Below are 23,002 nucleotides of genomic sequence, written 5' to 3'. Positions count from 1 at the left end.
CTTTGGACGTCAGCGGGTCGCGATGATGAACAGGCGCGGAAACGGTAGTAGTACAGTGCCGTCAGCCAGGGCCGGATAGGCACGGGTCATTCGCGCCTGGTATTCCTGCAGGAAAGCGGTTTTTTCGCTGTCGGCCAAAGGCGCGAGGAAGGGCCTCAGCGCCGATGCCTTGAACCACTCCACTACTGCCGCGTGGCTCGCCAACGGATGCTGGTAGGTGGTGCGCCACACATCGACCGTACTGCAATGTTTGCTCAGCAGTTCGTAGTAGTAGCTCGCCGTGTGGCGCTCGTTGTGTTTGACCGCACCGATCTTTGCCGACCATGGCCCCTCTGCCGCGACTTCGCGGGCGAGCTGGTGGGCGGGTTCGTCGAGGTTGTCCGGGGTTTGCACCGCCAGCGTACCGCCGGGCGTCAGTTGGCGGACGAGATGCGGGTACAGCGTGGCGTGGTCCGGCAGCCATTGCAGGGACGCATTGGCCAGGATCACATCGAAGGCGCGCGCAGGGTTCCAGGCACCGATATCCGCGAGTTCGAAGTTCAATGTCGGTAGCCGTTTGCGGGCGTCGACCAGCATGTCATCGGAACTGTCCATACCGGTGATGTGCGCTTGCGGGAAGCGCTCGGCGAGCACCTCAGTCGAGTTACCGGGACCGCAGCCCAAATCGACGGCATTGTGCACTTCAACGATAGGAATGGCCGCGACCAGGTCACGGACAGGGCGGGTGCGCTGCTGTTCGAACATCGTGTACTGCTTGGCTGACCAGTTCATCACGGCTTTCCTTCTTCTTGAGGATGTCCACAGCCTAAATCTTGTGAGCCATGAGAACAAATGCCAGGATTGATGCACTCCCATACCTGAAAAGTATCCCTATGCTGGAACTTCGCCAACTCAAGGCCTTTGTGGCCATCGCCGAAGAAGGCTATATCACCCGCGCCGCCGAACGCCTGGGCATGCAGCAACCGCCGTTGACGCGGATGCTGCAAAGCCTCGAGGCCGAACTGGGTGTGGTCTTGATGGAGCGCTTGCCCCGTGGCGTGCGGCCCACGACGGCCGGGCTCGCATTGCTGGACGAAGCACGTGAGATTCTCGCCCAGGCAGATGGGATTGCAGAGGTGGTGCGCCGCGCCGCACGGGGCGAGCGTGGGCGCCTGGCGATCGGGTTTACCAGCTCGGCGGCGCTGCATCCCTTTGTGCCGAGTGTATTACGGCGGTTTCGCGAAACCTTTGTCGGCGTTACGGTGGTGCTGGAGGAAGCCGGGACCGGCGAACTGCTGGACGCGTTGATCCATGAGAAGCTCGATGCAGCATTTATCCGCTCGCCCCTCAGCGCAACCCAGTCGCTGCAAGACGAACCGATCCTGGTGGAGCCCATGTTGCTGGCGTTGCCCACGGATCATCCTCTGGCAATCGATCCGGGATCTCCCCTGCCCTTGTCGGCATTGGCGACCGAGTCCTTCGTGCTCTACCGCCGGCGTGTGGGGCTGGGTTTGTACGACGCAATTCTGGTGGCCTGCCGTGAAGCAGGGTTTAGCCCGCAGGTGGTGCAGGAAGCTCCGCGCATGACCGCGACCCTAAGCCTGGTGGCTGCTGGACTTGGGGTATCCATCGTGCCGGCGTCGATGCAGCGCTTGCGCGGGGATGGCATCGTTTATCGGGAATTGACGGAGTGCCGCAGCCTGGTGGCGCCGTTGCATTTGGCGACGCGGATCGATGACGGTTCGGCGATGCTGCAGCGGTTCAAGGAGATGGTTGTCACCGCCGCCTCGACTGAAGCTGATCACGGGTGATAAAAAACCCCCGAGGCCTGAGCCAGCGGGGGTTCTGTGTGTTCCGGGTGTTAAACCTCAGAACGGGATATCGTCATCAAAGCTGTCGAAATCCGGAGCCGGTTGCGGCGCGGCCTGTTGTGGCGCTGGACGCGACTCACGCTGTGGCTGCTGGCTTGGCTGCGGGCGCGACTGCTGTGGACGCGGAGCCGAGTTGGACATGCCGCCCTGGCCCTGTTGGTCGCCCTGTGGACGGCCGCCCAGCAGTTGCATGGTGCCTTGCATGTCGACCACGATTTCAGTGGTGTAACGCTTGATGCCGTCTTTTTCCCACTCGCGGGTCTGCAGCTTGCCTTCGATGTAGACCTGCGAACCTTTGCGCAGGTACTCGCCGGCGATCTCTGCGACCTTGCCGAACATCGACACACGGTGCCATTCGGTTTTCTCGACCTTCTGGCCGGTCTGCTTGTCGGTCCACTGTTCGCTGGTCGCCAGACTCAGGTTGGTCACGGCGTTACCGTTAGGCAAGTAGCGAACTTCGGGATCCTGGCCGCACGTACCGACCAATATGACTTTGTTAACCCCACGGGCCATAACGTTCTCCTAGGCTGGGCGCGCTGTCGGCACTGGGTCGACCAGTTGCTCGAGCGTCGCGCGATCCAATAATTCGGTGTCCAATTTGATGTAGATGGCGGCTTCTTCAGCAACAACCACGGCATCGGTAACCCCAGTAACGGCCTTAAGGCGCTCGACCAGACCGGCTTCGCGGATCGCTTCGGGCGATAACGGCAAGCGCAGACTCGTCACATAGGGAGGTTCGCGCATGGTAACAGCAAAGGCCAGCCAGAGGGCAGCCAGACCTGCGCATCCAAGGAACACAACCGACAAACCGCCATGCTGGAACATCCAGCCACCCATGATGCCGCCCAGTGCGGAACCCAGGAACTGGCTGGTGGAATACACCCCCATCGCCGTCCCTTTGCCGCCGGCCGGTGAAACTTTACTGATCAGCGAAGGCAGCGACGCCTCCAGCAGGTTGAACGCGGTGAAGAACACCACCGTGCCGATTACCAGCGCCCGCAGGCTGTCGCCGAACTGCCAGAAGAATAGCTCAGTGAGCATCAGCGTCGCGACGGCGCCGAGCAAAACTCGTTTCATTTTGCGTTTCTTTTCGCCGTAGATGATGAAGGGGATCATGGCGAAGAACGAAATCAGCAGCGCAGTAAGGTAGACCCACCAGTGCTGCTCCTTGGGCAGGCCGGCTTTTTCTACCAAGGCCAGAGGCAAGGCGACAAAGCTGCACATCAGCATGGCGTGTAATACGAAGATACCTAAATCCAGGCGCAGCAGGTCCGGGTGCTTGAGCGTCGGCAACAGGGCCTTGCGCGCGACGCCTGACTCACGGTGCTGCAACGTGCCAGTGGAGCGCGGCACCATGAAGGCCACGATCACGATGCCGAACAGTGCCATACCGCCTGTGGCCAGGAACAGCCCGTGCAAACCAAACGCGCGAGTCAGCAAGGGCCCCACCACCATGGCCACGGCAAACGACAGGCCGATGGTCATGCCGATCATGGCCATGGCCTTGGTGCGATGTTGTTCGCGGGTCAGGTCGGACAGCAACGCCATGACCGCAGCGGAAATCGCGCCCGCGCCTTGCAGGATGCGCCCGGCGATCACGCCCCAGATGGAATCGGATTGAGCCGCGAGCACGCTGCCGAGGGCGAACACGATCAGCCCCAGGTAGATCACCGGGCGGCGACCGATACGGTCGGAAATGATCCCGAACGGGATCTGGAAAATCGCCTGGGTCAGGCCATAGGCGCCAATCGCCAGGCCGATCAACGCGGGGGTTGCGCCTGCGAGATCCATTCCATAGGTCGCCAGCACCGGCAACACCATAAACATGCCCAGCATACGGAAGGCGAACACCAGGGCCAGACCGCTTGCCGCTCGGGTCTCGCCGCTACTCATGCGTTCGCTGTGGGGATCGTGCATGGAAAAACCTCGTGTGAACCGGCGGCGATTCTACCAGTCCCATCGATTGAGAGGGTATATGCGGCGCTTTGCCGCGCAGCTTTCATCTAAGGCTGCAAGCGGCCTTTTGACAGTGTATATTCATCCAGTCTTTAGCCGTATACTCCGGCATTATTTACGCCCGCCGTGCGAGGCCATCTTGGACAAGATCCTGATTCGTGGGGCTAGAACCCACAACCTGAAGAACATCGACCTGACCCTGCCCCGGGACAAACTGATCGTCATCACCGGCTTGTCCGGGTCCGGCAAATCGTCGCTGGCGTTCGACACGCTGTATGCCGAAGGCCAGCGCCGCTATGTGGAATCCCTGTCGGCCTATGCCCGGCAGTTCCTGTCGATGATGGAAAAGCCCGACGTCGACACTATTGAAGGCCTGTCGCCGGCCATTTCCATCGAGCAGAAGTCGACCTCCCATAACCCGCGTTCCACCGTGGGCACCATTACCGAAATCTACGATTACCTGCGCCTGCTGTATGCACGCGTGGGTATTCCGCGTTGCCCGGACCACGACATTCCCCTGGAAGCCCAGACCGTCAGCCAGATGGTCGACCTGGTGCTGGCCCAGCCGGAAGGTGCCAAGCTGATGCTGCTGGCACCGGTGATCCGTGAGCGCAAGGGCGAACATCTTTCCGTTTTCGAAGAGCTGCGTGCGCAAGGTTTTGTGCGTGCGCGGATCAACGGCAAGCTGTATGAGCTGGACGAAGCGCCGAAGCTCGACAAGCAGAAGAAGCATTCGATCGATGTCGTGGTCGACCGCTTCAAGGTGCGCGCCGACCTGCAGCAGCGCCTGGCGGAATCCTTCGAAACCGCATTGAAACTGGCCGACGGTATTGCACTGGTGGCGCCGATGGACGACGAGCCAGGCGAAGAGATCATCTTCTCCGCCCGGTTTGCCTGCCCGATCTGCGGCCACGCCATCAGCGAGCTGGAACCCAAGCTGTTTTCCTTCAACAACCCGGCCGGCGCCTGCCCGACTTGTGATGGCCTGGGCGTGAAGCAGTTCTTCGACATCAAGCGCCTGGTCAACGGTGACCTGACGCTGGCGGAGGGGGCCATTCGCGGCTGGGATAGGCGCAACGTCTATTACTTCCAGATGCTGGGGTCGTTGGCGTCGCACTATAAATTCAGCCTGGAAGTGCCTTTCAACCAACTGCCGGCGGACCAGCAGAAGGTCATCCTGCATGGTAGCGGCTCGCAGAACGTCGACTTCAAGTACCTGAACGACCGTGGCGATATCGTCAAGCGCTCCCACCCATTCGAAGGCATTGTGCCGAACCTTGAGCGTCGCTACCGCGAGACTGAATCGGCCAGCGTGCGCGAAGAGCTGGCGAAATTCCTCAGCACCCAGCCTTGCCCGGATTGCCGCGGCACGCGCCTGCGTCGTGAGGCGCGGCATGTATGGGTGGGCGAAAAGACCTTGCCGGCGGTGACCAGCCTGCCGATCGGTGATGCCTGCGAATACTTTGGCGTGCTCAAACTGACCGGTCGCCGTGGGGAGATCGCCGACAAGATCCTCAAGGAGATTCGCGAGCGGCTGCAGTTCCTGGTCAACGTAGGCCTGGATTACCTGTCGCTGGATCGCAGCGCCGATACCTTGTCCGGCGGCGAAGCCCAACGGATTCGCCTGGCCAGCCAGATTGGTGCCGGCCTCGTGGGTGTGCTGTACATCCTTGATGAGCCGTCGATTGGTTTGCACCAACGTGACAACGATCGCCTGCTGGGTACGTTGAAACACCTGCGGGATATCGGTAACACGGTGATCGTGGTCGAACACGATGAAGACGCGATTCGCCTGGCGGATTACGTGGTCGACATCGGCCCGGGCGCGGGTGTGCATGGTGGGCACATTGTCGCAGAGGGCACGCCTGCCGAAGTCATGGCGCACCCGGACTCGCTGACCGGCAAGTACCTGTCCGGCCGCGTGAAGATCGAAGTACCCGCCAAACGTACGCCACGCAACAAAAAGCTGGCGCTGCACCTCAAGGGCGCGCGTGGCAACAACCTGCGCAATGTCGACCTGGAAATTCCACTGGGCCTGCTGACCTGCGTGACCGGTGTTTCCGGCTCGGGCAAGTCGACGCTGATCAACAACACGCTGTTCCCGTTGAGTGCCACCGCCCTGAATGGCGCGACCACCCTGGAAGCGGCGGCCCATGACAGCATCAAGGGCCTGGAACACCTGGATAAGGTGGTCGATATCGACCAAAGCCCGATTGGCCGTACACCGCGCTCCAACCCGGCGACCTACACCGGACTGTTCACACCGATTCGTGAGCTGTTTGCGGGCGTTCCGGAATCACGCTCAAGGGGCTACGGACCGGGCCGGTTCTCGTTCAACGTCAAGGGCGGCCGCTGTGAAGCGTGCCAGGGCGATGGCTTGATCAAGGTGGAGATGCACTTCCTGCCGGACATCTACGTACCGTGCGATGTGTGCAAGAGCAAGCGCTATAACCGCGAGACGCTGGAAATCAAATACAAAGGCAAGAGCATCCATGAAACCCTCGAGATGACCATCGAGGAAGCGCGTGAGTTCTTTGACGCGGTTCCGGCGCTGGCGCGCAAGCTACAGACCCTGATGGATGTAGGCCTTTCATATATCAAGCTGGGGCAGTCAGCTACGACGCTGTCTGGTGGTGAAGCACAACGGGTGAAGTTGTCTCGTGAGCTGTCCAAGCGCGACACCGGCAAGACCCTGTATATCCTCGATGAGCCGACCACCGGCCTGCACTTCGCGGATATCCAGCAACTGTTGGACGTGCTGCACCGCCTTCGCGACCACGGCAATACCGTGGTGGTGATCGAGCACAACCTTGATGTGATCAAGACGGCCGACTGGCTGGTAGACCTGGGGCCGGAAGGTGGTTCCAAGGGCGGTCAGATTATCGCCGTAGGTACGCCGGAGCAGGTTTCCGAAATGCCGCAGTCACACACCGGTTACTACTTGAAACCACTGTTGGAACGCGACCGGGCCTGACTTTTTCGGGCCCAATGAAAAGCCCCTGTCACTTTGCAGTGACAGGGGCTTTTTGCTGCCGGGAATCAGAACTGCGATTGCAGGTAATTCTCCAGGCCAATCAACTTGATCAGGCCCAACTGCTTTTCCAGCCAGTAGGTGTGATCTTCTTCGGTATCATTCAACTGCACCCGCAGGATTTCCCGAGTGACAAAGTCGCTGTGCTGTTCACAGAGCTCGATGCCTTTGCAAAGCGCGGCACGGACCTTGTACTCGAGGCGCAGGTCGGCGGCGAGCATGTCAGGGACCGTGGTGCCCACATCCAGGTCATCCGGACGCATGCGCGGCGTGCCTTCGAGCATGAGGATACGGCGCATCAGTGCGTCGGCGTGCTGTGCCTCTTCTTCCATTTCGTGGTTGATACGCTCGTAGAGCTCGGTAAAGCCCCAGTCTTCGTACATGCGCGAATGGATGAAATATTGGTCACGAGCCGCCAGTTCGCCCGTCAGCAACGTGTTGAGGTAATCGATTACGTCGGGGTGACCTTGCATCGCCCTACATCTCCCTGCTTGAAAGTCTGTAGTTTGAACCATGATGACTCGAAGGTCACGGGACCAACGGCAGAAAAGTGAAGATTTTCCGAGAAAAGTAGCGGATTTAACGCAAAAACCGCCCAAATGAGGGCGGTTCTGCTTATCGTTTAGAGTCAGCTAAGCGATACACCCAACGCCTTTGCGATTGCTTCTCCATAAGCAGGATCAGCCTTGTAGAAGTGTTGCAGCTGGCGCTGAACCACGTCGCTGGAAACGCCACCCATTGCGCCGGCAATGTTGTTGGTGAGCAACGCTTTCTGCTCATCGCTCATCAGGCGGAACAGCGCACCTGCGTGACTGTAGTAATCAGTGTCCTCTCTGTGATCGTAGCGGTCAGCCGCGCCGTTAAGTGCCAGTGCAGGCTCTGCATACTGTGGCGCTTGCTTCGGTGCATCGGCGTAGCTGTTCGGCTCGTAATTAGGCGCCGCACCACCGTTACTGCCGAATGCCATCGAGCCATCACGCTGGTAGCTGTTTACTGGGCTACGTGGGGCGTTCACCGGCAGTTGCTGGTGATTGGTACCAACGCGGTAGCGGTGGGCATCTGCGTAAGCGAATACACGACCTTGCAGCATGCGGTCTGGCGACAGGCCTACGCCTGGAACCATATTGCTCGGACCGAATGCGGCTTGCTCCACTTCAGCAAAGTAGTTCTGCGGGTTGCGGTTCAACTCCAGTTCGCCGACTTCGATCAAAGGGAATTCCTTCTGCGACCAGGTTTTGGTCACATCGAAAGGATTCTCGTAATGAGCGTTGGCCTGGGCCTCGGTCATGATCTGGATGCACACGCGCCATTTCGGGAAGTCACCGCGCTCGATCGCATCAAAGAGATCGCGCTGGGCGTAATCAGGGTCAGTACCGGCCAAACGCGCAGCTTCGGCCGGTGCCAGGTTCTTGATGCCCTGTTTGGTTTTGTAGTGCCACTTGACCCAGTGACGCTCGCCCTTGGCGTTGATCAGGCTATAGGTGTGGCTGCCAAAACCGTGCATATGGCGGTAGCCATCGGGAATGCCACGGTCGGAAAACAGAATGGTGACCTGGTGCAACGCCTCAGGGGAGTGAGACCAGAAGTCCCACATCATTTGCGCGCTTTTCAGGTTGCTTTGCGGCAAGCGCTTCTGGGTATGGATGAAGTCAGGAAACTTCAATGGATCGCGAATGAAGAACACAGGGGTGTTGTTACCCACGATGTCCCAGTTGCCTTCTTCGGTGTAGAACTTAAGGGCGAAGCCGCGTGGGTCGCGCTCGGTATCAGCCGAACCGCGCTCACCACCTACCGTAGAAAAGCGCAGGAAGGTCGGCGTCTGCTTGCCGACGGACTCGAACAACTTAGCACTGGTGTATTGGGTAATGTCTTTGGTGACTGTGAAAGTGCCATAGGCACCCGAGCCTTTGGCGTGTACACGGCGCTCAGGGATGTTTTCACGGTTGAAGTGAGCGAGCTTCTCAATCAGGTGAAAATCGTCGAGGAGCAACGGGCCGCGCGGGCCTGCGGAACGGGAATTCTGGTTGTCCGCAACGGGAGCACCGCTGGCGGTCGTAAGGATTTTATTCTGGCTCATGCTCAATTTCCCTCAGGTCGGACTTGGAACTGCCGGCTAATCGGCTTGCAGGGAGTATTGATCATCAACATGACGCCTACAAATTCATTAAATTGTAGGCTTCGATAGAAAATAACTACCAAACTCCCCTCGTGCCATAGTGCCAAGCACAATCGACGGAAGCTTGTACAAATCGCGCTTTTCTTACTCGCACAAAAAACCGGGCACTAGGCCCGGTTCTTCGTTACAGCTTGTCGTCTTACTCGGCGCTTACAGCTTCGCCAGCAGTAGCACGATCAACCAACTCGACGTACGCCATAGGCGCGTTGTCGCCAGCGCGGAAACCGCACTTGAGGATGCGCAGGTAGCCACCCTCACGGGTAGCGTAACGCTTGCCCAGGTCGTTGAAGAGCTTACCAACGATAGCTTTCGAACGAGTACGGTCGAAAGCCAGACGGCGGTTAGCCAGGCTGTCCGTCTTGGCCAAAGTAATCAGCGGCTCAGCAACGCGACGCAGTTCTTTAGCTTTCGGCAGTGTAGTTTTGATCAGCTCGTGCTCGAACAGCGACACCGCCATGTTTTGGAACATGGCCTTGCGGTGCGAGCTGGTACGGCTCAGGTGACGACCACTTTTACGATGACGCATGGTTCATTCCTTACCAAACTCACGTTCGGTGATTACGACGATCAGGCAGTCGCCTTGTCGTCCTTCTTAAGACTTGCAGGCGGCCAGTTGTCGAGGCGCATGCCGAGGGACAGACCGCGGGAGGCCAGAACGTCCTTGATTTCAGTCAAGGATTTCTTGCCCAGGTTCGGAGTCTTCAACAGTTCTACTTCGGTACGCTGAATCAGGTCGCCGATGTAGTAAATGTTTTCCGCCTTAAGGCAGTTAGCCGAACGTACAGTCAGTTCCAGATCGTCAACCGGGCGAAGCAGGATCGGATCGATCTCGTCTTCCTGCTCGATTACCACTGGTTCGCTGTCACCCTTGAGGTCGACGAACGCAGCCAACTGCTGTTGCAGGATGGTTGCAGCGCGGCGGATAGCCTCTTCAGGATCCAGAGTACCGTTGGTTTCCAGATCAATAACCAGCTTGTCCAGGTTAGTACGCTGCTCGACACGGGCGTTTTCCACCACGTATGCGATGCGGCGAACCGGGCTGAACGAAGAGTCAAGCTGCAAGCGACCAATGCTGCGGCTTTCGTCTTCATCGCTCTGACGCGAGTCGGCCGGTTCATAACCACGACCACGAGCTACGGTGAGCTTCATGTTCAGAGCGCCGTTAGACGCCAGGTTAGCGATTACGTGATCGGGGTTAACGATCTCGACATCATGATCCAGCTGAATATCGGCAGCGGTAACCACCCCCGAACCCTTCTTCGACAAGGTCAGCGTAACTTCGTCACGGCCGTGCAGCTTGATAGCCAGACCTTTAAGGTTCAACAGGATTTCAATTACGTCTTCCTGTACACCTTCGATGGCGCTGTACTCGTGGAGCACACCGTCAATCTCGGCCTCGACTACTGCACAGCCGGGCATTGAGGACAACAGGATGCGGCGCAGCGCGTTGCCCAGGGTGTGGCCAAAACCACGCTCGAGAGGCTCGAGAGTGATCTTAGCGCGGGTTGGACTGACAACCTGCACATCAATGTGGCGGGGTGTCAGGAACTCATTTACCGAAATCTGCATGGATGCACCTATTTTCTAGCCCTTACTTGGAGTAGAGCTCGACAATCAGGCTTTCGTTGATGTCGGCGGACAGATCACTGCGAGCAGGAACGTTCTTGAAAACGCCCGACTTCTTCTCAGTGTCTACTTCTACCCATTCTACGCGGCCACGTTGGGCACACAGATCGAGAGCTTGGACAATGCGAAGTTGGTTTTTTGCTTTCTCGCGAACTGCGACCACGTCACCAGCACGAACCTGGTAGGACGGAACGTTTACGGTCTGACCGTTAACGCTGATCGACTTGTGCGATACCAGCTGACGGGATTCGGCACGAGTCGAACCAAAGCCCATACGGTATACAACGTTGTCCAGACGGCATTCGAGCAGTTGCAGCAGGTTTTCACCGGTTGCACCTTTCTTGCCAGCAGCTTCTTTGTAGTAGCCGCTGAACTGACGCTCGAGAACGCCGTAGATACGACGGACCTTCTGCTTTTCACGCAGTTGGGTGCCGTAGTCGGACTGGCGACCGCGGCGTTGGCCGTGGATACCAGGTGCTGCTTCAATGTTGCACTTCGATTCGATCGCGCGCACGCCGCTCTTCAGGAAGAGATCGGTGCCTTCGCGACGAGCGAGTTTGCATTTTGGACCAATGTAACGAGCCATTCTTTACAATCTCCTGGATTACACGCGGCGCTTCTTCGGCGGACGGCACCCGTTGTGCGGGATTGGCGTCACGTCGGTGATGCTGGCGATCTTATAGCCACAGCCGTTCAAAGCACGGACAGCAGACTCACGACCTGGACCTGGACCTTTGACGTTAACGTCGAGGTTTTTCAGGCCGTATTCCAGCGCAGCTTGACCAGCACGTTCAGCAGCTACTTGAGCAGCAAACGGGGTGGACTTGCGGGAACCGCGGAAACCCGAACCACCGGAGGTAGCCCAAGAAAGCGCGTTACCTTGACGGTCGGTGATGGTCACGATGGTGTTGTTAAAAGAAGCATGGATGTGGGCGATGCCATCAACCACTGTCTTTTTAACTTTTTTACGAGGACGAGCAGCAGGTTTTGCCATGATAATTTTCCTGTCGATTCGCTGGGGCGATTACTTGCGGATCGGCTTACGCGGACCTTTACGGGTACGCGCGTTAGTCTTGGTACGCTGACCGCGTACTGGAAGACCACGACGATGACGCAGACCGCGATAGCAACCGAGGTCCATCAAACGCTTGATTTTCATGTTGATTTCGCGACGCAGGTCACCTTCAGTGGTGAACTTCGCCACTTCGCCACGCAGCTGTTCAATCTGCTCGTCGCTCAGATCCTTGATCTTAGCGGCTGGATTTACACCAGCGACTGCGCAAATTTTCTGCGCAGTAGTGCGACCAACACCATAGATGTAGGTCAGCGAGATAACAGTGTGCTTGTTATCTGGAATGTTAACGCCTGCAATACGGGCCATTCAGTGGGACTCCAATTGACAGCTACCTACGCCCCGGAAGCCAAGAAATAGGGCGCGAGATAATATCGCTGTAATAACAAATAATCAACCCGGCAGCGCACTAGCTGCCGGGCTTCAAGCGGATCACACTCAGCCTTGGCGCTGTTTGTGACGCGGTTCCGCGCTGCAAATTACTCGAACAACACCTTCGCGGCGAATAATCTTGCAGTTACGGCACAGCTTTTTCACCGATGCACGAACTTTCATCACCAACTCCTCGAACCTTATGGGGTACTCAGCGCAACATGCCGCTGCCGTAGCCCTTCAGGTTGGCTTTCTTCATCAGGGATTCGTACTGGTGCGAAACGAGGTGCGATTGTACTTGGGACATGAAGTCCATCACAACCACGACCACGATCAGCAACGAGGTCCCGCCAAGGTAGAACGGAACGTTTGCTGCAACCACCAGGAACTGGGGCAACAAGCACACGGCCGTCATATATAGAGCACCGAACAGGGTCAAACGAGTCAGAACGCCATCAATGTAGCGCGCAGACTGCTCACCTGGACGGATGCCCGGAATAAAGGCACCGGACTTCTTCAGGTTTTCCGCTACGTCTTTCGGATTGAACATCAACGCCGTATAGAAGAAGCAGAAGAAAATAATCCCTGCACTAAACAGCAGAATATTCAACGGCTGACCAGGAGCGATCGACTGAGAGAGGTCCTGCAGCCAGCCCATATTTTCAGACTGACCAAACCAGGTACCCAACGAAGCCGGAAACAGCAAAATGCTGCTCGCGAAAATTGCCGGAATAACGCCGGCCATATTCACTTTCAGCGGCAAGTGGCTGGTCTGCGCAGCAAAAACCTTACGGCCCTGCTGACGCTTGGCATAGTGAACAGCAATACGACGCTGACCACGCTCAATGAACACCACAAAACCGATAATCGCTACTGCCAGCAAACCGATGGCAACCAAGGCAAAGATATTGATATCACCCTGACGTGCAGACTCGAAAGACTGCCCAATCGCTCTCGGAAGACCGGCGACGATACCTGCGAAAATCAACATCGAGATACCGTTGCCAACACCACGCTCAGTAATCTGCTCACCCAGCCACATCATGAACATCGCACCAGCCACAAACGTGGATACCGCGACGAAATGGAAGCCAAAGTCACCAGTGAACGCAACACCCTGCCCGGCCAGGCCAACGGACATGCCGATAGCTTGAACCAGGGCGAGGATGACAGTGCCGTAGCGGGTGTACTGGCTAATCTTGCGACGGCCAGCTTCACCTTCCTTCTTCAACTGCTCCAGCTGCGGACTGACGGCGGTCATCAGCTGCATGATGATCGATGCCGAGATGTACGGCATGATCCCCAGTGCAAAGATGCTCATCCGCTCCAGCGCACCGCCGGAAAACATGTTGAACAAGCTAAGAATGGTCCCCTCATTCTGTCGAAACAGGTCTGCGAGTCGGTCCGGGTTGATACCTGGAACCGGGATGTGTGCGCCTATTCGGTAGACGATAATCGCCAGGAACAGAAAACGCAGACGAGCCCAAAGTTCAGACATACCGCCTTTGCCGAGCGCTGAGAGAGCACCTTGCTTAGCCATTTATTCCTCGAACTTGCCGCCAGCTGCTTCGATAGCCGAACGCGCACCTTTGGTGGCGCCGATTCCCTTGCCGATAGTGACAGCGCGAGTCACTTCACCGGACAGCATGATTTTCACACGCTGTACGTTGACGTTGATCACGTTGGCATCTTTCAGGGTCTGCACAGTAACGATGTCGCCTTCCACTTTAGCCAGCTCGGACAGACGCACTTCTGCGCGATCCATGGCTTTCAGGGATACGAAACCGAACTTAGGCAGGCGACGATGCAGCGGCTGTTGACCGCCTTCAAAGCCTGGAGCGATGGTGCCACCGGAGCGGGAGGTTTGACCTTTGTGGCCACGGCCACCAGTCTTACCCAAACCGCTACCGATACCACGGCCCGGACGATGCTTTTCGCGACGGGAACCCGGCGCTGGACTCAGATCATTGAGTTTCATCGATTAACCCTCTACACGCAGCATGTAGTAAGCCTTGTTGATCATCCCGCGATTCTCGGGAGTATCCTGGACTTCTACAGTGTGACCGATGCGACGCAGACCCAGACCTTTAACGCACAGTTTGTGGTTAGGGATACGGCCGGTCATGCTTTTGATCAGCGTTACTTTAACGGTAGCCATGATCAGAAGATCTCCTTGACAGTCAGACCACGCTTGGCAGCGATGGACTCAGGAGATTGCATAGCTTTCAAACCTTTGAAAGTGGCGTGAACCACGTTTACCGGGTTAGTCGAGCCGTAGCACTTGGCCAGAACGTTCTGAACGCCAGCAACTTCGAGGACAGCACGCATAGCGCCGCCAGCGATGATACCGGTACCTTCAGAAGCAGGCTGCATGTACACCTTCGAAGCGCCATGGGCGGACTTCATTGCGTACTGCAGCGTGGTGCCGTTCAGATCAACTTGGATCATGTTGCGACGAGCAGCTTCCATTGCTTTCTGGATTGCAGCAGGCACTTCACGTGACTTGCCACGGCCGAAGCCAACACGCCCTTTACCATCACCTACCACGGTCAACGCGGTGAAAGTGAAGATACGGCCGCCTTTAACGGTTTTGGCTACGCGGTTAACTTGAACCAGCTTCTCAATGTAGCCTTCGTCGCGCTTTTGGTCGTTATTTGACATAACTTAGAACTCCAGCCCAGCTTCACGAGCAGCATCAGCCAGCGCTTTCACGCGACCGTGGTACTTGAAGCCAGAGCGGTCGAAAGCCACTTGCGAGACGCCAGCGGCCTTAGCACGCGTAGCGACCAGCTGGCCAACCTTTGTGGCCGCGTCGATGTTGCCGGTGGCACCATCACGCAGTTCTTTATCCAAAGTCGAGGCGCTTGCCAGGACTTTGTTGCCGTCGGCCGAGATGACCTGGGCGTAGATGTGCTGCGACGAGCGGAACACGCAGAGACGCACGACTTCGAGTTCGTGCATTTTCAGGCGTGCTTTGCGAGCGCGACGCAGTCGAGTAACTTTTTTGTCGGTCATTTGCTATGCCCTACTTCTTCTTGGCTTCTTTACGACGGACGACTTCGTCCGCGTAGCGCACACCTTTGCCTTTGTACGGCTCTGGTGGACGGAAGTCGCGGATCTCAGCGGCCACTTGACCTACCAGCTGCTTGTCGATGCCCTTGATCAGGATATCGGTCTGGCTAGGGGTCTCAGCAGTGATGCCCGCTGGCAGTTCGTAATCCACAGGGTGCGAGAAGCCAAGGGCCAGGTTCAAAACCGTGCCTTTTGCTTGCGCTTTGTAACCAACACCGACCAGCTGGAGCTTACGCTCGAAGCCTTGGCTTACGCCTTGGACCATGTTGTTTACCAACGCACGCGTGGTACCGGCCATTGCGCGAGTTTGTTGATCGCCATTGCGAGCAGCAAAACGCAGCTCACCCGCTTCTTCAACGATCTCAACGGACGAATGGATGTTCAGTTCAAGAGTACCCTTGGCACCCTTCACCGAAAGCTGTTGGCCTGCGAATTTGACTTCGACACCGGCTGGCAGCTTAACGGGGTTCTTAGCGACGCGAGACATGCTTATCCCCCCTTAGAACACAGTGCAAAGAACTTCGCCGCCGACACCGGCAGCGCGCGCAGCACGATCCGTCATCACACCTTTGTTGGTGGAGACGATAGACACGCCCAGACCGCCACGAACTTTCGGCAGATCTTCAGCGGACTTGTACTGACGCAGGCCTGGACGGCTAACGCGCTTCACTTCCTCGATGACCGAACGGCCTTCGAAGTACTTCAGCTCGATGGACAGCAGTGCTTTTACATCGCTGCTGATCTGATAACCCGCAATGTAGCCTTCGTCTTTCAGGACTTTGGCAACAGCAACCTTCAACTTGGAAGATGGCATGCTTACGACGGACTTTTCAGCCATCTGGGCATTACGGATACGAGTTAGCATGTCCGCTAACGGGTCCTGCATACTCATGGGCTAGACGCTCCTAATACAAAAAAATTAGCCTTGCGGCTACATATGTCGCCGAGAATCTCCGGGTAAAACACACGGGCTCAGGCGAGCCGCGTATTTTAGACACACTCCAGAAATGAAACAAGCCCCAAAAGGGGCTTGTTCCAGATTCAAGGTCACCGGCGGTCAGTATCTTGCGACATCGACCACCTGGACGTTGAAAGTACTTACCAGCTGGCTTTAACCAGACCAGGTACGTCACCACGCATTGCCGCTTCACGCAGTTTGTTACGGCCGAGGCCGAACTTGCGGTAAACGCCGTGTGGACGACCAGTCAGGCGGCAGCGGTTACGCATGCGCGAAGCGCTTGCATCACGTGGCTGCTTCTGCAGAGCAACTGTAGCTTCCCAACGCGCTTCTGGACTTGCGTTCAGATCAACGATGATTGCTTTCAGTGCTGCACGCTTCTTGGCGTACTTGGCAACCGTGAGCTGACGTTTCAGCTCGCGGTTTTTCATGCTCATCTTGGCCATGGTCCTACTCCAATCAGTTGCGGAACGGGAATTTGAAAGCACGCAACAGGGCGCGACCTTCATCATCGTTCTTGGCAGTGGTGGTCAGGGTGATGTCCAGACCGCGGAGAGCATCGATCTTGTCGTAGTCGATTTCCGGGAAGATGATCTGCTCTTTCACGCCCATGCTGTAGTTACCACGACCATCGAAGGACTTGGCATTCAGGCCGCGGAAGTCGCGAACCCGAGGCAGGGAGATCGACAGCAGACGATCCAGGAATTCGTACATACGCTCACGGCGCAGGGTCACTTTGACGCCGATCGGCCAACCTTCACGGACTTTAAAGCCAGCGATGGATTTCCGAGCGTAAGTCACAACGACTTTCTGGCCGGTGATCTTTTCCAGGTCAGCAACAGCGTGCTCGATGACTTTTTTGTCACCGATCGCTTCGCCCAAACCCATGTTCAGGGTGATTTTGGTAACGCGCGGAACTTCCATCACGTTCCCAAGCTTAAGTTCTTCCTTAAGCTTAGGGGCGATTTCCTTCCGGTAAATCTCTTGTAGTCGTGCCATGGTCTAATCTACCTAGCAGTGTTCAAGCATCAACCGCTTTTTGGGTCGACTTGAAGACACGAATTTTCTTACCGTCTTCTACTTTGAAACCAACGCGGTCAGCCTTGTTGGTTTCGCCGTTGAAGATGGCGACGTTAGAAGCGTCCAGCGGAGCTTCTTTCTCGACGATACCGCCCTGCACGCCCGACATCGGGTTAGGCTTGGTATGACGCTTGACCAGGTTCAGACCACCGATAACCAGACGGTTATTAGCGAGAACCTTAAGCACCTTACCGCGCTTACCTTTGTCTTTGCCGGCGATCACGATGATCTCGTCGTCACGACGAATCTTTTGCATGTCGGATCTCCTTACAGCACTTCTGGGGCGAGCGAGACGATCTTCATGAACTTCTCAGTACGAAGCTCACGGGTCACTGGCCCAAAGATACGGGTGCCGATCGGCTCTTGCTTGTTGTTCAGAAGAACAGCAGCGTTGCCATCAAAGCGGATAATGGAGCCATCAGCACGACGTACGCCGTGACGAGTGCGGACTACAACAGCAGTCATCACTTGGCCTTTTTTCACCTTACCGCGAGGAATTGCTTCCTTCACGGTAACTTTGATGATGTCACCGATACCAGCGTAACGACGATGGGAGCCACCCAGCACCTTGATGCACATAACACGGCGAGCGCCGCTGTTATCGGCCACATCGAGCATGGATTGAGTCTGAATCATATAATTTCTCCGACCCCTAGTCCTTAGACTTCCACAGCGCGTTCGAGAACATCAACCAGTGCCCAAGACTTGGTCTTGGCCAGCGGACGAGTTTCACGAATAGTGACTTTGTCGCCGATGTGGCACTGATTGGTTTCGTCGTGCGCGTGCAGCTTAGTCGAACGCTTAACATATTTACCGTAGATCGGGTGCTTAACGCGACGCTCGATCAGAACGGTGATGGTTTTGTCCATCTTGTCGCTGACAACACGGCCAGTCAGCGTACGGACAGTCTTTTCGGCTTCAGCCATGATCACTTACCTGCCTGCTGGTTGAGCACAGTCTTCACGCGAGCGATGTCACGCTTAACTTGCGAGAGCAGATGAGACTGCCCCAACTGGCCAGTTGCTTTCTGCATACGCAGATTGAACTGGTCGCGCAGCAGGCCGAGCAGTTGCTCGTTCAGCTGCTGTGCGGATTTTTCACGAAGTTCATTCGCTTTCATCACATCACCGTCCGTTTAACAAAGGAGGTGGCGAGCGGCAGCTTTGCAGCAGCCAGGGCGAAAGCCTCACGCGCCAGCTCTTCAGAAACACCCTCGATTTCATACAGGACTTTGCCTGGCTGAATCTGGGCTACCCAGTACTCCACGTTACCCTTACCTTTACCCATCCGAACCTCGAGAGGTTTTTTGGAGATCGGCTTGTCCGGGAATACACGGATCCAGATCTTGCCGCCACGTTTTACGTGACGGGTCAGAGCACGACGCGCTGACTCGATCTGACGAGCGGTGAGACGACCACGAGCTACAGACTTCAGCGCGAACTCGCCGAAGCTGACTTTGCTACCGCGCTGAGCCAGACCACGGTTGTGGCCTGTCATCTGCTTGCGGAACTTCGTACGCTTAGGTTGCAACATTTGGCGTACCCCTTACTTAGCAGCTTTTTTACGAGGCGCTGGTGCTTGTGGTTTCAGTTCTTCTTGGCGACCACCAATTACTTCGCCTTTGAAGATCCAAACCTTTACACCGATCACACCGTAAGTGGTGTGAGCTTCGTAGTTGGCATAGTCGATGTCGGCACGCAGGGTGTGCAGTGGCACACGACCTTCGCGATACCATTCAGTACGTGCGATTTCAGCACCGCCGAGACGACCGCTCACTTGGATTTTGATGCCTTTGGCACCAATGCGCATGGCGTTCTGTACAGCGCGCTTCATAGCGCGACGGAACATTACGCGACGCTCCAGCTGCTGAGCTACGCTCTGCGCAACCAGCATACCGTCGAGCTCCGGCTTGCGGATCTCTTCGATATTGATGTGCACAGGCACACCCATTTGCTTGGTCAGGTCCTGACGCAGTTTCTCAACATCTTCACCTTTCTTCCCGATAACGATACCTGGACGAGCGGTGTGGATGGTGATACGTGCAGTTTGCGCCGGACGATGGATATCGATACGGCTTACGGACGCGCTTTTTAGTTTGTCTTGGAGATACTCACGCACCTTCAGATCAGCGAACAAGTAGTCCGCATAAGTCCGACCGTCTGCGTACCAGACGGAGGTGTGCTCCTTGACGATTCCCAGGCGAATGCCAATGGGATGTACTTTCTGACCCATCTCTTCGACTCCGTTACTTGTCAGCAACCTTGACAGTGATATGGCAAGACCGCTTGACGATGCGATCAGCACGGCCTTTGGCACGTGGCATGATGCGCTTCAGCGAACGCCCTTCGTTGACGAAAACGGTGCTGACCTTCAGGTCATCAACGTCTGCGCCTTCGTTATGCTCGGCGTTGGCTACGGCCGACTCCAGCACTTTCTTCATGATCTCGGCGGCTTTCTTACTGCTGAAAGCCAACAGGTTGAGCGCTTCGCCCACCTTCTTCCCGCGGATCTGGTCGGCGACCAAGCGGGCTTTCTGGGCGGAGATTCGAGCGCCCGACAACTTAGCGGCTACTTCCATTTCCTTACCCCTTAACGCTTGGCTTTCTTGTCTGCCACGTGCCCACGATAAGTGCGGGTACCGGCAAACTCGCCTAGTTTGTGGCCGACCATGTCTTCGTTCACGAGAACTGGGACGTGCAAGCGACCGTTGTGTACAGCGATGGTCAGACCGACCATTTGTGGCAGGATCATCGAACGACGCGACCAGGTCTTAACTGGTTTGCGATCGTTCTTTTCCGCCGCCACTTCGATCTTCTTCAGTAGGTGAAGATCAATAAAAGGACCTTTTTTCAGAGAACGTGGCACTGTCGTATCCCTCTATTTACTTGCGACGACGGACGATCATTTTGTCGGTACGCTTATTACCACGAGTCTTCGCGCCCTTAGTCGGGAAGCCCCATGGCGATACCGGATGACGACCACCAGAGGTACGACCTTCACCACCACCGTGTGGGTGGTCAACCGGGTTCATGGCAACACCACGAACGGTTGGGCGAACGCCACGCCAGCGTTTGGCACCAGCTTTACCCAGCGAACGCAGGCTGTGCTCGGAGTTCGAGACTTCGCCCAGGGTCGCGCGGCATTCAGCCAGCACTTTACGCATCTCACCAGAACGCAGACGCAGGGTCACGTAGACACCTTCACGAGCGATCAGCTGAGCCGAAGCACCAGCGGAACGAGCGATTTGCGCGCCTTTACCTGGCTTCAATTCGATGCCGTGTACGGTGCTACCAACTGGAATGTTGCGCAGTTGCAGAGCGTTGCCCGGCTTGATCGGTGCCAGGGCACCTGCGATCAGCTGGTCGCCAGCGCTCACGCCTTTAGGGGCGATGATGTAGCGACGCTCGCCATCTGCGTACAACAGCAGAGCGATGTGAGCAGTACGGTTTGGATCGTATTCGATGCGCTCGACAGTGGCAGCGATGCCATCTTTGTCGTTGCGACGGAAGTCGACCAGACGATAATGCTGCTTATGGCCACCACCGATGTGACGAGTGGTAATGCGACCATTGTTGTTACGACCACCAGACTTCGATTTTTTCTCGAGCAGCGGTGCGTGAGGAGCGCCTTTATGCAGCTCCTGGTTGACCACCTTGACCACAAAACGGCGGCCAGGGGAAGTCGGTTTGCATTTAACGATTGCCATGATGCACCCCTTCCTTACTCAGCACTGCTGCTGAAATCGAGATCTTGGCCTGGCTGAAGGGAGATAACTGCCTTCTTCCAGTCATTACGCTTGCCCAGACCGCGAGCAGTGCGCTTGCTCTTACCCAGAACATTCAGGGTAGTAACACGCTCTACTTTCACGCTGAACAGGCTTTCGACGGCCTTCTTGATTTCCAGCTTGGTTGCGTCAGTTGCAACCTTGAAAACGAACTGGCCTTTCTTGTCTGCCAGAACCGTAGCCTTTTCGGAAACGTGCGGGCCAAGCAGAACTTTAAATACGCGTTCCTGGTTCATCCCAGCAGCTCCTCGAATTTCTTCACGGCCGACACGGTGATCAACACCTTGTCGTATGCGATCAGACTAACTGGATCGGAACCTTGCACGTCACGTACATCAACGTGTGGCAGGTTGCGAGCAGCCAGGTACAGGTTCTGATCAACAGCTTCCGACACGATCAAAACGTCGGTCAGGCTCATGTTGTTCAGTTTGCCCAGCAGATCTTTGGTTTTCGGGCTTTCAACAGCGAAGTCCTGAACCACGACCAGACGGTCAGTACGCACGAGTTCAGCAAGGATGGAGCGCAGAGCTGCGCGGTACATCTTCTTGTTGAGCTTCTGCGAGTGATCCTGCGGACGAGCTGCGAAAGTGGTACCGCCGCCACGCCAGATTGGGCTACGGATAGTACCGGCACGAGCACGGCCAGTACCTTTCTGACGCCAAGGGCGCTTACCGCCACCACGTACGTCGGAACGGGTCTTTTGCTGCTTGCTACCTTGACGGCCGCCGGCCATGTAGGCCACGACTGCTTGGTGAACCAGCGTCTCGTTGAATTCGCCGCCAAATGTCAGTTCGGAAACTTCGATCGCTTGAGCGTCATTTACATTTAATTGCATGTCAGCTTCCCCTTAACCGCGAGCCTTGGCCGCTGGACGTACAACCAGGTTGCCGCCAGTAGCGCCAGGAACAGCACCCTTGACCAACAACAGATTGCGTTCAGCGTCGACGCGCACTACTTCGAGGGACTGCACGGTCACGCGCTCAGCGCCCATATGACCGGACATTTTTTTGCCCTTGAATACACGACCAGGAGTCTGGCACTGGCCAATAGAGCCCGGGACGCGGTGGGAAACGGAGTTACCGTGAGTGTTGTCTTGTCCACGGAAATTCCAACGCTTGATCGTACCCTGGAAGCCTTTACCTTTGGACTGACCGGTTACATCAACCAGTTGACCAGCAGCGAAGATTTCAGCGTTGATCAGATCGCCAGCCTGGTAGTCGCCGTCTTCAAGACGGAACTCCATAACGGTGCGACCAGCTGCAACGTTTGCTTTAGCGAAGTGGCCTGCTTGAGCAGCAGTCACACGCGAAGCACGACGCTCGCCGACAGTGACTTGCACTGCACGATAGCCATCGGTTTCTTCAGTTTTGAACTGGGTGACGCGATTCGGCTCGATCTCAATGACCGTGACCGGAATGGAGACACCTTCTTCGGTGAAAATACGGGTCATACCGCATTTACGACCGACTACACCAATAGTCATGTTGTAAACCTCATGAGTGTACGGGGCTTTCACCCGCTATGGCCGCCCATTTCAGAGCGTTACACGACTAAGACCCGAGTCTTAGCCGAGGCTGATCTGTACTTCCACACCGGCCGCCAGATCGAGCTTCATAAGTGCATCAACGGTTTTATCCGTTGGCTGGACGATGTCCAGTACGCGCTTATGAGTACGGATCTCGTACTGGTCACGCGCGTCTTTGTTGACGTGCGGGGAGACCAGAACGGTGAACCGCTCTTTACGGGTAGGCAGTGGAATTGGACCACGCACTTGAGCACCAGTACGTTTCGCGGTTTCCACGATTTCCTGGGTGGATTGGTCGATCAGGCGATGGTCAAAAGCCTTCAACCTGATACGGATTTGCTGATTTTGCATTGGATTTCAGACTCCGGCTGCTATTCCCACCGGGCGCAATGCGCCCGTTAAAAGGAGGCGCAATTCTATAGACGCCCCCGATGGGTGTCAACCCAATAAAAAAGGCCCCCGCTAAGCGGGGGCCTTCTCAAAAAAACCGAGCTATCTCA

Annotated in this window: 35 protein-coding genes; 2 read left to right on the top strand and 33 right to left on the bottom strand. The window is 56.5% G+C overall.

What is annotated here, in order from left to right:
• Positions 1-9 precede the first annotated feature (9 nt).
• Positions 10-771 carry a trans-aconitate 2-methyltransferase gene (gene tam / locus AC3WP7_RS18335; protein WP_102592670.1) on the bottom strand — a complete coding sequence of 254 codons (762 nt, stop codon included), beginning with the start codon at positions 769-771 and terminating at the stop codon, positions 10-12.
• Positions 772-872: 101 nt separating this feature from the next.
• Between tam and AC3WP7_RS18330 the strand changes: the two genes are divergently transcribed.
• Positions 873-1,790 (top strand): LysR family transcriptional regulator, encoded by a 918-nt coding sequence (locus tag AC3WP7_RS18330; protein ID WP_172963347.1) that lies wholly within the window; start codon positions 873-875, stop codon positions 1,788-1,790.
• Between the two features lie 57 nt (positions 1,791-1,847).
• Here the strand turns inward: AC3WP7_RS18330 and AC3WP7_RS18325 are convergent, their stop codons facing one another.
• Both AC3WP7_RS18325 and AC3WP7_RS18320 read right to left on the bottom strand, forming a co-directional pair.
• The gene (locus AC3WP7_RS18325) at positions 1,848-2,363 is read right to left on the bottom strand and encodes a single-stranded DNA-binding protein (RefSeq protein ID WP_003232445.1); all 516 of its coding nucleotides are present in this window, start codon (positions 2,361-2,363) and stop codon (positions 1,848-1,850) included.
• A 9-nt stretch (positions 2,364-2,372) separates the two neighbouring features.
• Positions 2,373-3,767, bottom strand: a complete 1,395-nt coding sequence (locus AC3WP7_RS18320) for an MFS transporter (RefSeq protein ID WP_102592668.1) — start codon at positions 3,765-3,767, stop codon at positions 2,373-2,375.
• A 178-nt stretch (positions 3,768-3,945) separates the two neighbouring features.
• Here AC3WP7_RS18320 and uvrA point away from each other — a divergent pair, with 178 nt between their 5' ends.
• The gene (gene uvrA, locus AC3WP7_RS18315) at positions 3,946-6,780 is read left to right on the top strand and encodes an excinuclease ABC subunit UvrA (RefSeq protein ID WP_071489834.1); all 2,835 of its coding nucleotides are present in this window, start codon (positions 3,946-3,948) and stop codon (positions 6,778-6,780) included.
• Positions 6,781-6,845: 65 nt separating this feature from the next.
• On the opposite strand, the gene bfr is transcribed toward uvrA, so the two are convergent.
• The 30 genes from bfr to rpsJ form a co-directional block, all read right to left on the bottom strand.
• Positions 6,846-7,310 (bottom strand): bacterioferritin, encoded by a 465-nt coding sequence (bfr, locus tag AC3WP7_RS18310; RefSeq protein WP_033900044.1) that lies wholly within the window; start codon positions 7,308-7,310, stop codon positions 6,846-6,848.
• A gap of 155 nt (positions 7,311-7,465) precedes the next feature.
• Positions 7,466-8,914 carry a catalase gene (locus AC3WP7_RS18305; RefSeq protein ID WP_092250512.1) on the bottom strand — a complete coding sequence of 483 codons (1,449 nt, stop codon included), beginning with the start codon at positions 8,912-8,914 and terminating at the stop codon, positions 7,466-7,468.
• Between the two features lie 238 nt (positions 8,915-9,152).
• Complete coding sequence (rplQ, locus tag AC3WP7_RS18300) at positions 9,153-9,539, bottom strand: 50S ribosomal protein L17 (RefSeq protein WP_003176402.1); 387 nt, start codon at positions 9,537-9,539, stop codon at positions 9,153-9,155.
• 41 nt (positions 9,540-9,580) lie between these two features.
• Positions 9,581-10,582: a DNA-directed RNA polymerase subunit alpha gene (locus tag AC3WP7_RS18295; RefSeq protein WP_003176403.1), complete on the bottom strand. Its 1,002-nt coding sequence runs from the start codon at positions 10,580-10,582 to the stop codon at positions 9,581-9,583.
• Between the two features lie 22 nt (positions 10,583-10,604).
• Complete coding sequence (gene rpsD, locus AC3WP7_RS18290) at positions 10,605-11,225, bottom strand: 30S ribosomal protein S4 (protein WP_003176404.1); 621 nt, start codon at positions 11,223-11,225, stop codon at positions 10,605-10,607.
• Between the two features lie 18 nt (positions 11,226-11,243).
• Entirely contained in the window at positions 11,244-11,633 is a 390-nt protein-coding gene (rpsK, locus tag AC3WP7_RS18285) for a 30S ribosomal protein S11 (protein ID WP_002555466.1), read from the bottom strand.
• Positions 11,634-11,663: 30 nt separating this feature from the next.
• Entirely contained in the window at positions 11,664-12,020 is a 357-nt protein-coding gene (gene rpsM / locus AC3WP7_RS18280) for a 30S ribosomal protein S13 (protein WP_003194635.1), read from the bottom strand.
• A 129-nt stretch (positions 12,021-12,149) separates the two neighbouring features.
• A complete protein-coding gene (gene rpmJ / locus AC3WP7_RS18275; RefSeq protein WP_002555468.1) occupies positions 12,150-12,266 on the bottom strand; it encodes a 50S ribosomal protein L36 in 117 nt (38 codons plus the stop codon).
• 28 nt (positions 12,267-12,294) lie between these two features.
• Entirely contained in the window at positions 12,295-13,623 is a 1,329-nt protein-coding gene (gene secY, locus AC3WP7_RS18270; protein WP_003176406.1) for a preprotein translocase subunit SecY, read from the bottom strand.
• Positions 13,624-14,061, bottom strand: a complete 438-nt coding sequence (rplO, locus tag AC3WP7_RS18265) for a 50S ribosomal protein L15 (protein WP_003176407.1) — start codon at positions 14,059-14,061, stop codon at positions 13,624-13,626.
• A gap of 3 nt (positions 14,062-14,064) precedes the next feature.
• On the bottom strand, positions 14,065-14,241 hold the full coding sequence (rpmD, locus tag AC3WP7_RS18260) for a 50S ribosomal protein L30 (protein WP_003176408.1): 177 nt from the start codon (positions 14,239-14,241) through the stop codon (positions 14,065-14,067).
• Between the two features lie 2 nt (positions 14,242-14,243).
• Entirely contained in the window at positions 14,244-14,744 is a 501-nt protein-coding gene (gene rpsE / locus AC3WP7_RS18255) for a 30S ribosomal protein S5 (RefSeq protein WP_003176409.1), read from the bottom strand.
• Between the two features lie 3 nt (positions 14,745-14,747).
• A complete protein-coding gene (gene rplR, locus AC3WP7_RS18250) occupies positions 14,748-15,098 on the bottom strand; it encodes a 50S ribosomal protein L18 (protein WP_003186037.1) in 351 nt (116 codons plus the stop codon).
• Positions 15,099-15,108: 10 nt separating this feature from the next.
• Positions 15,109-15,642, bottom strand: coding sequence for a 50S ribosomal protein L6 (gene rplF / locus AC3WP7_RS18245; RefSeq protein ID WP_003194640.1), 534 nt, complete (start codon positions 15,640-15,642; stop codon positions 15,109-15,111).
• Positions 15,643-15,654: 12 nt separating this feature from the next.
• Complete coding sequence (gene rpsH, locus AC3WP7_RS18240) at positions 15,655-16,047, bottom strand: 30S ribosomal protein S8 (RefSeq protein WP_010206883.1); 393 nt, start codon at positions 16,045-16,047, stop codon at positions 15,655-15,657.
• A 206-nt stretch (positions 16,048-16,253) separates the two neighbouring features.
• On the bottom strand, positions 16,254-16,559 hold the full coding sequence (gene rpsN, locus AC3WP7_RS18235; protein WP_003176414.1) for a 30S ribosomal protein S14: 306 nt from the start codon (positions 16,557-16,559) through the stop codon (positions 16,254-16,256).
• A gap of 13 nt (positions 16,560-16,572) precedes the next feature.
• Positions 16,573-17,112 (bottom strand): 50S ribosomal protein L5, encoded by a 540-nt coding sequence (gene rplE / locus AC3WP7_RS18230; RefSeq protein ID WP_003194642.1) that lies wholly within the window; start codon positions 17,110-17,112, stop codon positions 16,573-16,575.
• A 22-nt stretch (positions 17,113-17,134) separates the two neighbouring features.
• The gene (gene rplX, locus AC3WP7_RS18225; protein WP_003176416.1) at positions 17,135-17,449 is read right to left on the bottom strand and encodes a 50S ribosomal protein L24; all 315 of its coding nucleotides are present in this window, start codon (positions 17,447-17,449) and stop codon (positions 17,135-17,137) included.
• Positions 17,450-17,460: 11 nt separating this feature from the next.
• Positions 17,461-17,829, bottom strand: a complete 369-nt coding sequence (rplN, locus tag AC3WP7_RS18220) for a 50S ribosomal protein L14 (protein WP_002555479.1) — start codon at positions 17,827-17,829, stop codon at positions 17,461-17,463.
• A 23-nt stretch (positions 17,830-17,852) separates the two neighbouring features.
• Complete coding sequence (gene rpsQ / locus AC3WP7_RS18215) at positions 17,853-18,119, bottom strand: 30S ribosomal protein S17 (RefSeq protein WP_003176419.1); 267 nt, start codon at positions 18,117-18,119, stop codon at positions 17,853-17,855.
• A 2-nt stretch (positions 18,120-18,121) separates the two neighbouring features.
• Positions 18,122-18,313: a 50S ribosomal protein L29 gene (rpmC, locus tag AC3WP7_RS18210; RefSeq protein WP_002555481.1), complete on the bottom strand. Its 192-nt coding sequence runs from the start codon at positions 18,311-18,313 to the stop codon at positions 18,122-18,124.
• On the bottom strand, positions 18,313-18,726 hold the full coding sequence (gene rplP, locus AC3WP7_RS18205; protein ID WP_003176421.1) for a 50S ribosomal protein L16: 414 nt from the start codon (positions 18,724-18,726) through the stop codon (positions 18,313-18,315). Before rplP ends, rpmC begins: the two co-directional genes overlap by 1 nt.
• A gap of 12 nt (positions 18,727-18,738) precedes the next feature.
• Complete coding sequence (gene rpsC, locus AC3WP7_RS18200) at positions 18,739-19,425, bottom strand: 30S ribosomal protein S3 (RefSeq protein ID WP_003176422.1); 687 nt, start codon at positions 19,423-19,425, stop codon at positions 18,739-18,741.
• Positions 19,426-19,438: 13 nt separating this feature from the next.
• Positions 19,439-19,771, bottom strand: a complete 333-nt coding sequence (gene rplV / locus AC3WP7_RS18195; RefSeq protein WP_003103908.1) for a 50S ribosomal protein L22 — start codon at positions 19,769-19,771, stop codon at positions 19,439-19,441.
• An 11-nt stretch (positions 19,772-19,782) separates the two neighbouring features.
• Positions 19,783-20,058 (bottom strand): 30S ribosomal protein S19, encoded by a 276-nt coding sequence (rpsS, locus tag AC3WP7_RS18190; protein ID WP_003232420.1) that lies wholly within the window; start codon positions 20,056-20,058, stop codon positions 19,783-19,785.
• Positions 20,059-20,074: 16 nt separating this feature from the next.
• Positions 20,075-20,899, bottom strand: a complete 825-nt coding sequence (gene rplB / locus AC3WP7_RS18185; protein ID WP_003186055.1) for a 50S ribosomal protein L2 — start codon at positions 20,897-20,899, stop codon at positions 20,075-20,077.
• Between the two features lie 14 nt (positions 20,900-20,913).
• Positions 20,914-21,213 carry a 50S ribosomal protein L23 gene (rplW, locus tag AC3WP7_RS18180; protein WP_002555488.1) on the bottom strand — a complete coding sequence of 100 codons (300 nt, stop codon included), beginning with the start codon at positions 21,211-21,213 and terminating at the stop codon, positions 20,914-20,916.
• The gene (gene rplD / locus AC3WP7_RS18175) at positions 21,210-21,812 is read right to left on the bottom strand and encodes a 50S ribosomal protein L4 (protein ID WP_003176424.1); all 603 of its coding nucleotides are present in this window, start codon (positions 21,810-21,812) and stop codon (positions 21,210-21,212) included. The genes rplW and rplD overlap by 4 nt, the downstream gene beginning before the upstream one ends.
• 12 nt (positions 21,813-21,824) lie before the next feature.
• The gene (gene rplC / locus AC3WP7_RS18170) at positions 21,825-22,460 is read right to left on the bottom strand and encodes a 50S ribosomal protein L3 (RefSeq protein ID WP_003194649.1); all 636 of its coding nucleotides are present in this window, start codon (positions 22,458-22,460) and stop codon (positions 21,825-21,827) included.
• Positions 22,461-22,541: 81 nt separating this feature from the next.
• Positions 22,542-22,853 carry a 30S ribosomal protein S10 gene (gene rpsJ, locus AC3WP7_RS18165; RefSeq protein ID WP_003186070.1) on the bottom strand — a complete coding sequence of 104 codons (312 nt, stop codon included), beginning with the start codon at positions 22,851-22,853 and terminating at the stop codon, positions 22,542-22,544.
• Positions 22,854-23,002: the final 149 nt, after the last annotated feature.

The sequence above is a fragment of the Pseudomonas sp. FW305-3-2-15-C-LB1 genome (assembly GCF_058787615.1).
This window is presented reverse-complemented; position numbering and strand designations above follow the sequence as displayed.

Bases quoted from the DNA above. Each gene is read 5' to 3' on its own strand.
- rpmJ (WP_002555468.1), bottom strand. From the start codon at position 12,266: ATGAAAGTTCGTGCATCGGTGAAAAAGCTGTGCCGTAACTGCAAGATT.
- rplN (WP_002555479.1), bottom strand. From the start codon at position 17,829: ATGATTCAGACTCAATCCATGCTCGATGTGGCCGATAACAGCGGCGCT.
- rplV (WP_003103908.1), bottom strand. From the start codon at position 19,771: ATGGAAGTAGCCGCTAAGTTGTCGGGCGCTCGAATCTCCGCCCAGAAA.
- secY (WP_003176406.1), bottom strand. From the start codon at position 13,623: ATGGCTAAGCAAGGTGCTCTCTCAGCGCTCGGCAAAGGCGGTATGTCT.
- AC3WP7_RS18320 (WP_102592668.1), bottom strand. From the start codon at position 3,767: ATGCACGATCCCCACAGCGAACGCATGAGTAGCGGCGAGACCCGAGCG.
- bfr (WP_033900044.1), bottom strand. From the start codon at position 7,310: ATGCAAGGTCACCCCGACGTAATCGATTACCTCAACACGTTGCTGACG.
- rpsQ (WP_003176419.1), bottom strand. From the start codon at position 18,119: ATGGCTGAAGCCGAAAAGACTGTCCGTACGCTGACTGGCCGTGTTGTC.
- rpmD (WP_003176408.1), bottom strand. From the start codon at position 14,241: ATGGCTACCGTTAAAGTAACGCTGATCAAAAGCATGACCGGCCGTATC.
- AC3WP7_RS18325 (WP_003232445.1), bottom strand. From the start codon at position 2,363: ATGGCCCGTGGGGTTAACAAAGTCATATTGGTCGGTACGTGCGGCCAG.
- rpsH (WP_010206883.1), bottom strand. From the start codon at position 16,047: ATGAGTATGCAGGACCCGTTAGCGGACATGCTAACTCGTATCCGTAAT.
- rplP (WP_003176421.1), bottom strand. From the start codon at position 18,726: ATGTTGCAACCTAAGCGTACGAAGTTCCGCAAGCAGATGACAGGCCAC.
- rplC (WP_003194649.1), bottom strand. From the start codon at position 22,460: ATGACTATTGGTGTAGTCGGTCGTAAATGCGGTATGACCCGTATTTTC.
- rpsM (WP_003194635.1), bottom strand. From the start codon at position 12,020: ATGGCCCGTATTGCAGGCGTTAACATTCCAGATAACAAGCACACTGTT.
- rpsK (WP_002555466.1), bottom strand. From the start codon at position 11,633: ATGGCAAAACCTGCTGCTCGTCCTCGTAAAAAAGTTAAAAAGACAGTG.
- AC3WP7_RS18295 (WP_003176403.1), bottom strand. From the start codon at position 10,582: ATGCAGATTTCGGTAAATGAGTTCCTGACACCCCGCCACATTGATGTG.
- rplO (WP_003176407.1), bottom strand. From the start codon at position 14,061: ATGAAACTCAATGATCTGAGTCCAGCGCCGGGTTCCCGTCGCGAAAAG.
- AC3WP7_RS18330 (WP_172963347.1), top strand. From the start codon at position 873: ATGCTGGAACTTCGCCAACTCAAGGCCTTTGTGGCCATCGCCGAAGAA.
- rplW (WP_002555488.1), bottom strand. From the start codon at position 21,213: ATGAACCAGGAACGCGTATTTAAAGTTCTGCTTGGCCCGCACGTTTCC.
- rplF (WP_003194640.1), bottom strand. From the start codon at position 15,642: ATGTCTCGCGTCGCTAAGAACCCCGTTAAGCTGCCAGCCGGTGTCGAA.
- rplX (WP_003176416.1), bottom strand. From the start codon at position 17,449: ATGCAAAAGATTCGTCGTGACGACGAGATCATCGTGATCGCCGGCAAA.
- rplR (WP_003186037.1), bottom strand. From the start codon at position 15,098: ATGACCGACAAAAAAGTTACTCGACTGCGTCGCGCTCGCAAAGCACGC.
- AC3WP7_RS18305 (WP_092250512.1), bottom strand. From the start codon at position 8,914: ATGAGCCAGAATAAAATCCTTACGACCGCCAGCGGTGCTCCCGTTGCG.
- rpmC (WP_002555481.1), bottom strand. From the start codon at position 18,313: ATGAAAGCGAATGAACTTCGTGAAAAATCCGCACAGCAGCTGAACGAG.
- rplB (WP_003186055.1), bottom strand. From the start codon at position 20,899: ATGGCAATCGTTAAATGCAAACCGACTTCCCCTGGCCGCCGTTTTGTG.
- rplE (WP_003194642.1), bottom strand. From the start codon at position 17,112: ATGGCACGACTACAAGAGATTTACCGGAAGGAAATCGCCCCTAAGCTT.
- rpsJ (WP_003186070.1), bottom strand. From the start codon at position 22,853: ATGCAAAATCAGCAAATCCGTATCAGGTTGAAGGCTTTTGACCATCGC.
- rplQ (WP_003176402.1), bottom strand. From the start codon at position 9,539: ATGCGTCATCGTAAAAGTGGTCGTCACCTGAGCCGTACCAGCTCGCAC.
- rpsD (WP_003176404.1), bottom strand. From the start codon at position 11,225: ATGGCTCGTTACATTGGTCCAAAATGCAAACTCGCTCGTCGCGAAGGC.
- rplD (WP_003176424.1), bottom strand. From the start codon at position 21,812: ATGCAATTAAATGTAAATGACGCTCAAGCGATCGAAGTTTCCGAACTG.
- rpsN (WP_003176414.1), bottom strand. From the start codon at position 16,559: ATGGCCAAGATGAGCATGAAAAACCGCGAGCTGAAACGTCAGCTCACG.
- rpsC (WP_003176422.1), bottom strand. From the start codon at position 19,425: ATGGGTCAGAAAGTACATCCCATTGGCATTCGCCTGGGAATCGTCAAG.
- tam (WP_102592670.1), bottom strand. From the start codon at position 771: ATGAACTGGTCAGCCAAGCAGTACACGATGTTCGAACAGCAGCGCACC.
- rpsE (WP_003176409.1), bottom strand. From the start codon at position 14,744: ATGTCAAATAACGACCAAAAGCGCGACGAAGGCTACATTGAGAAGCTG.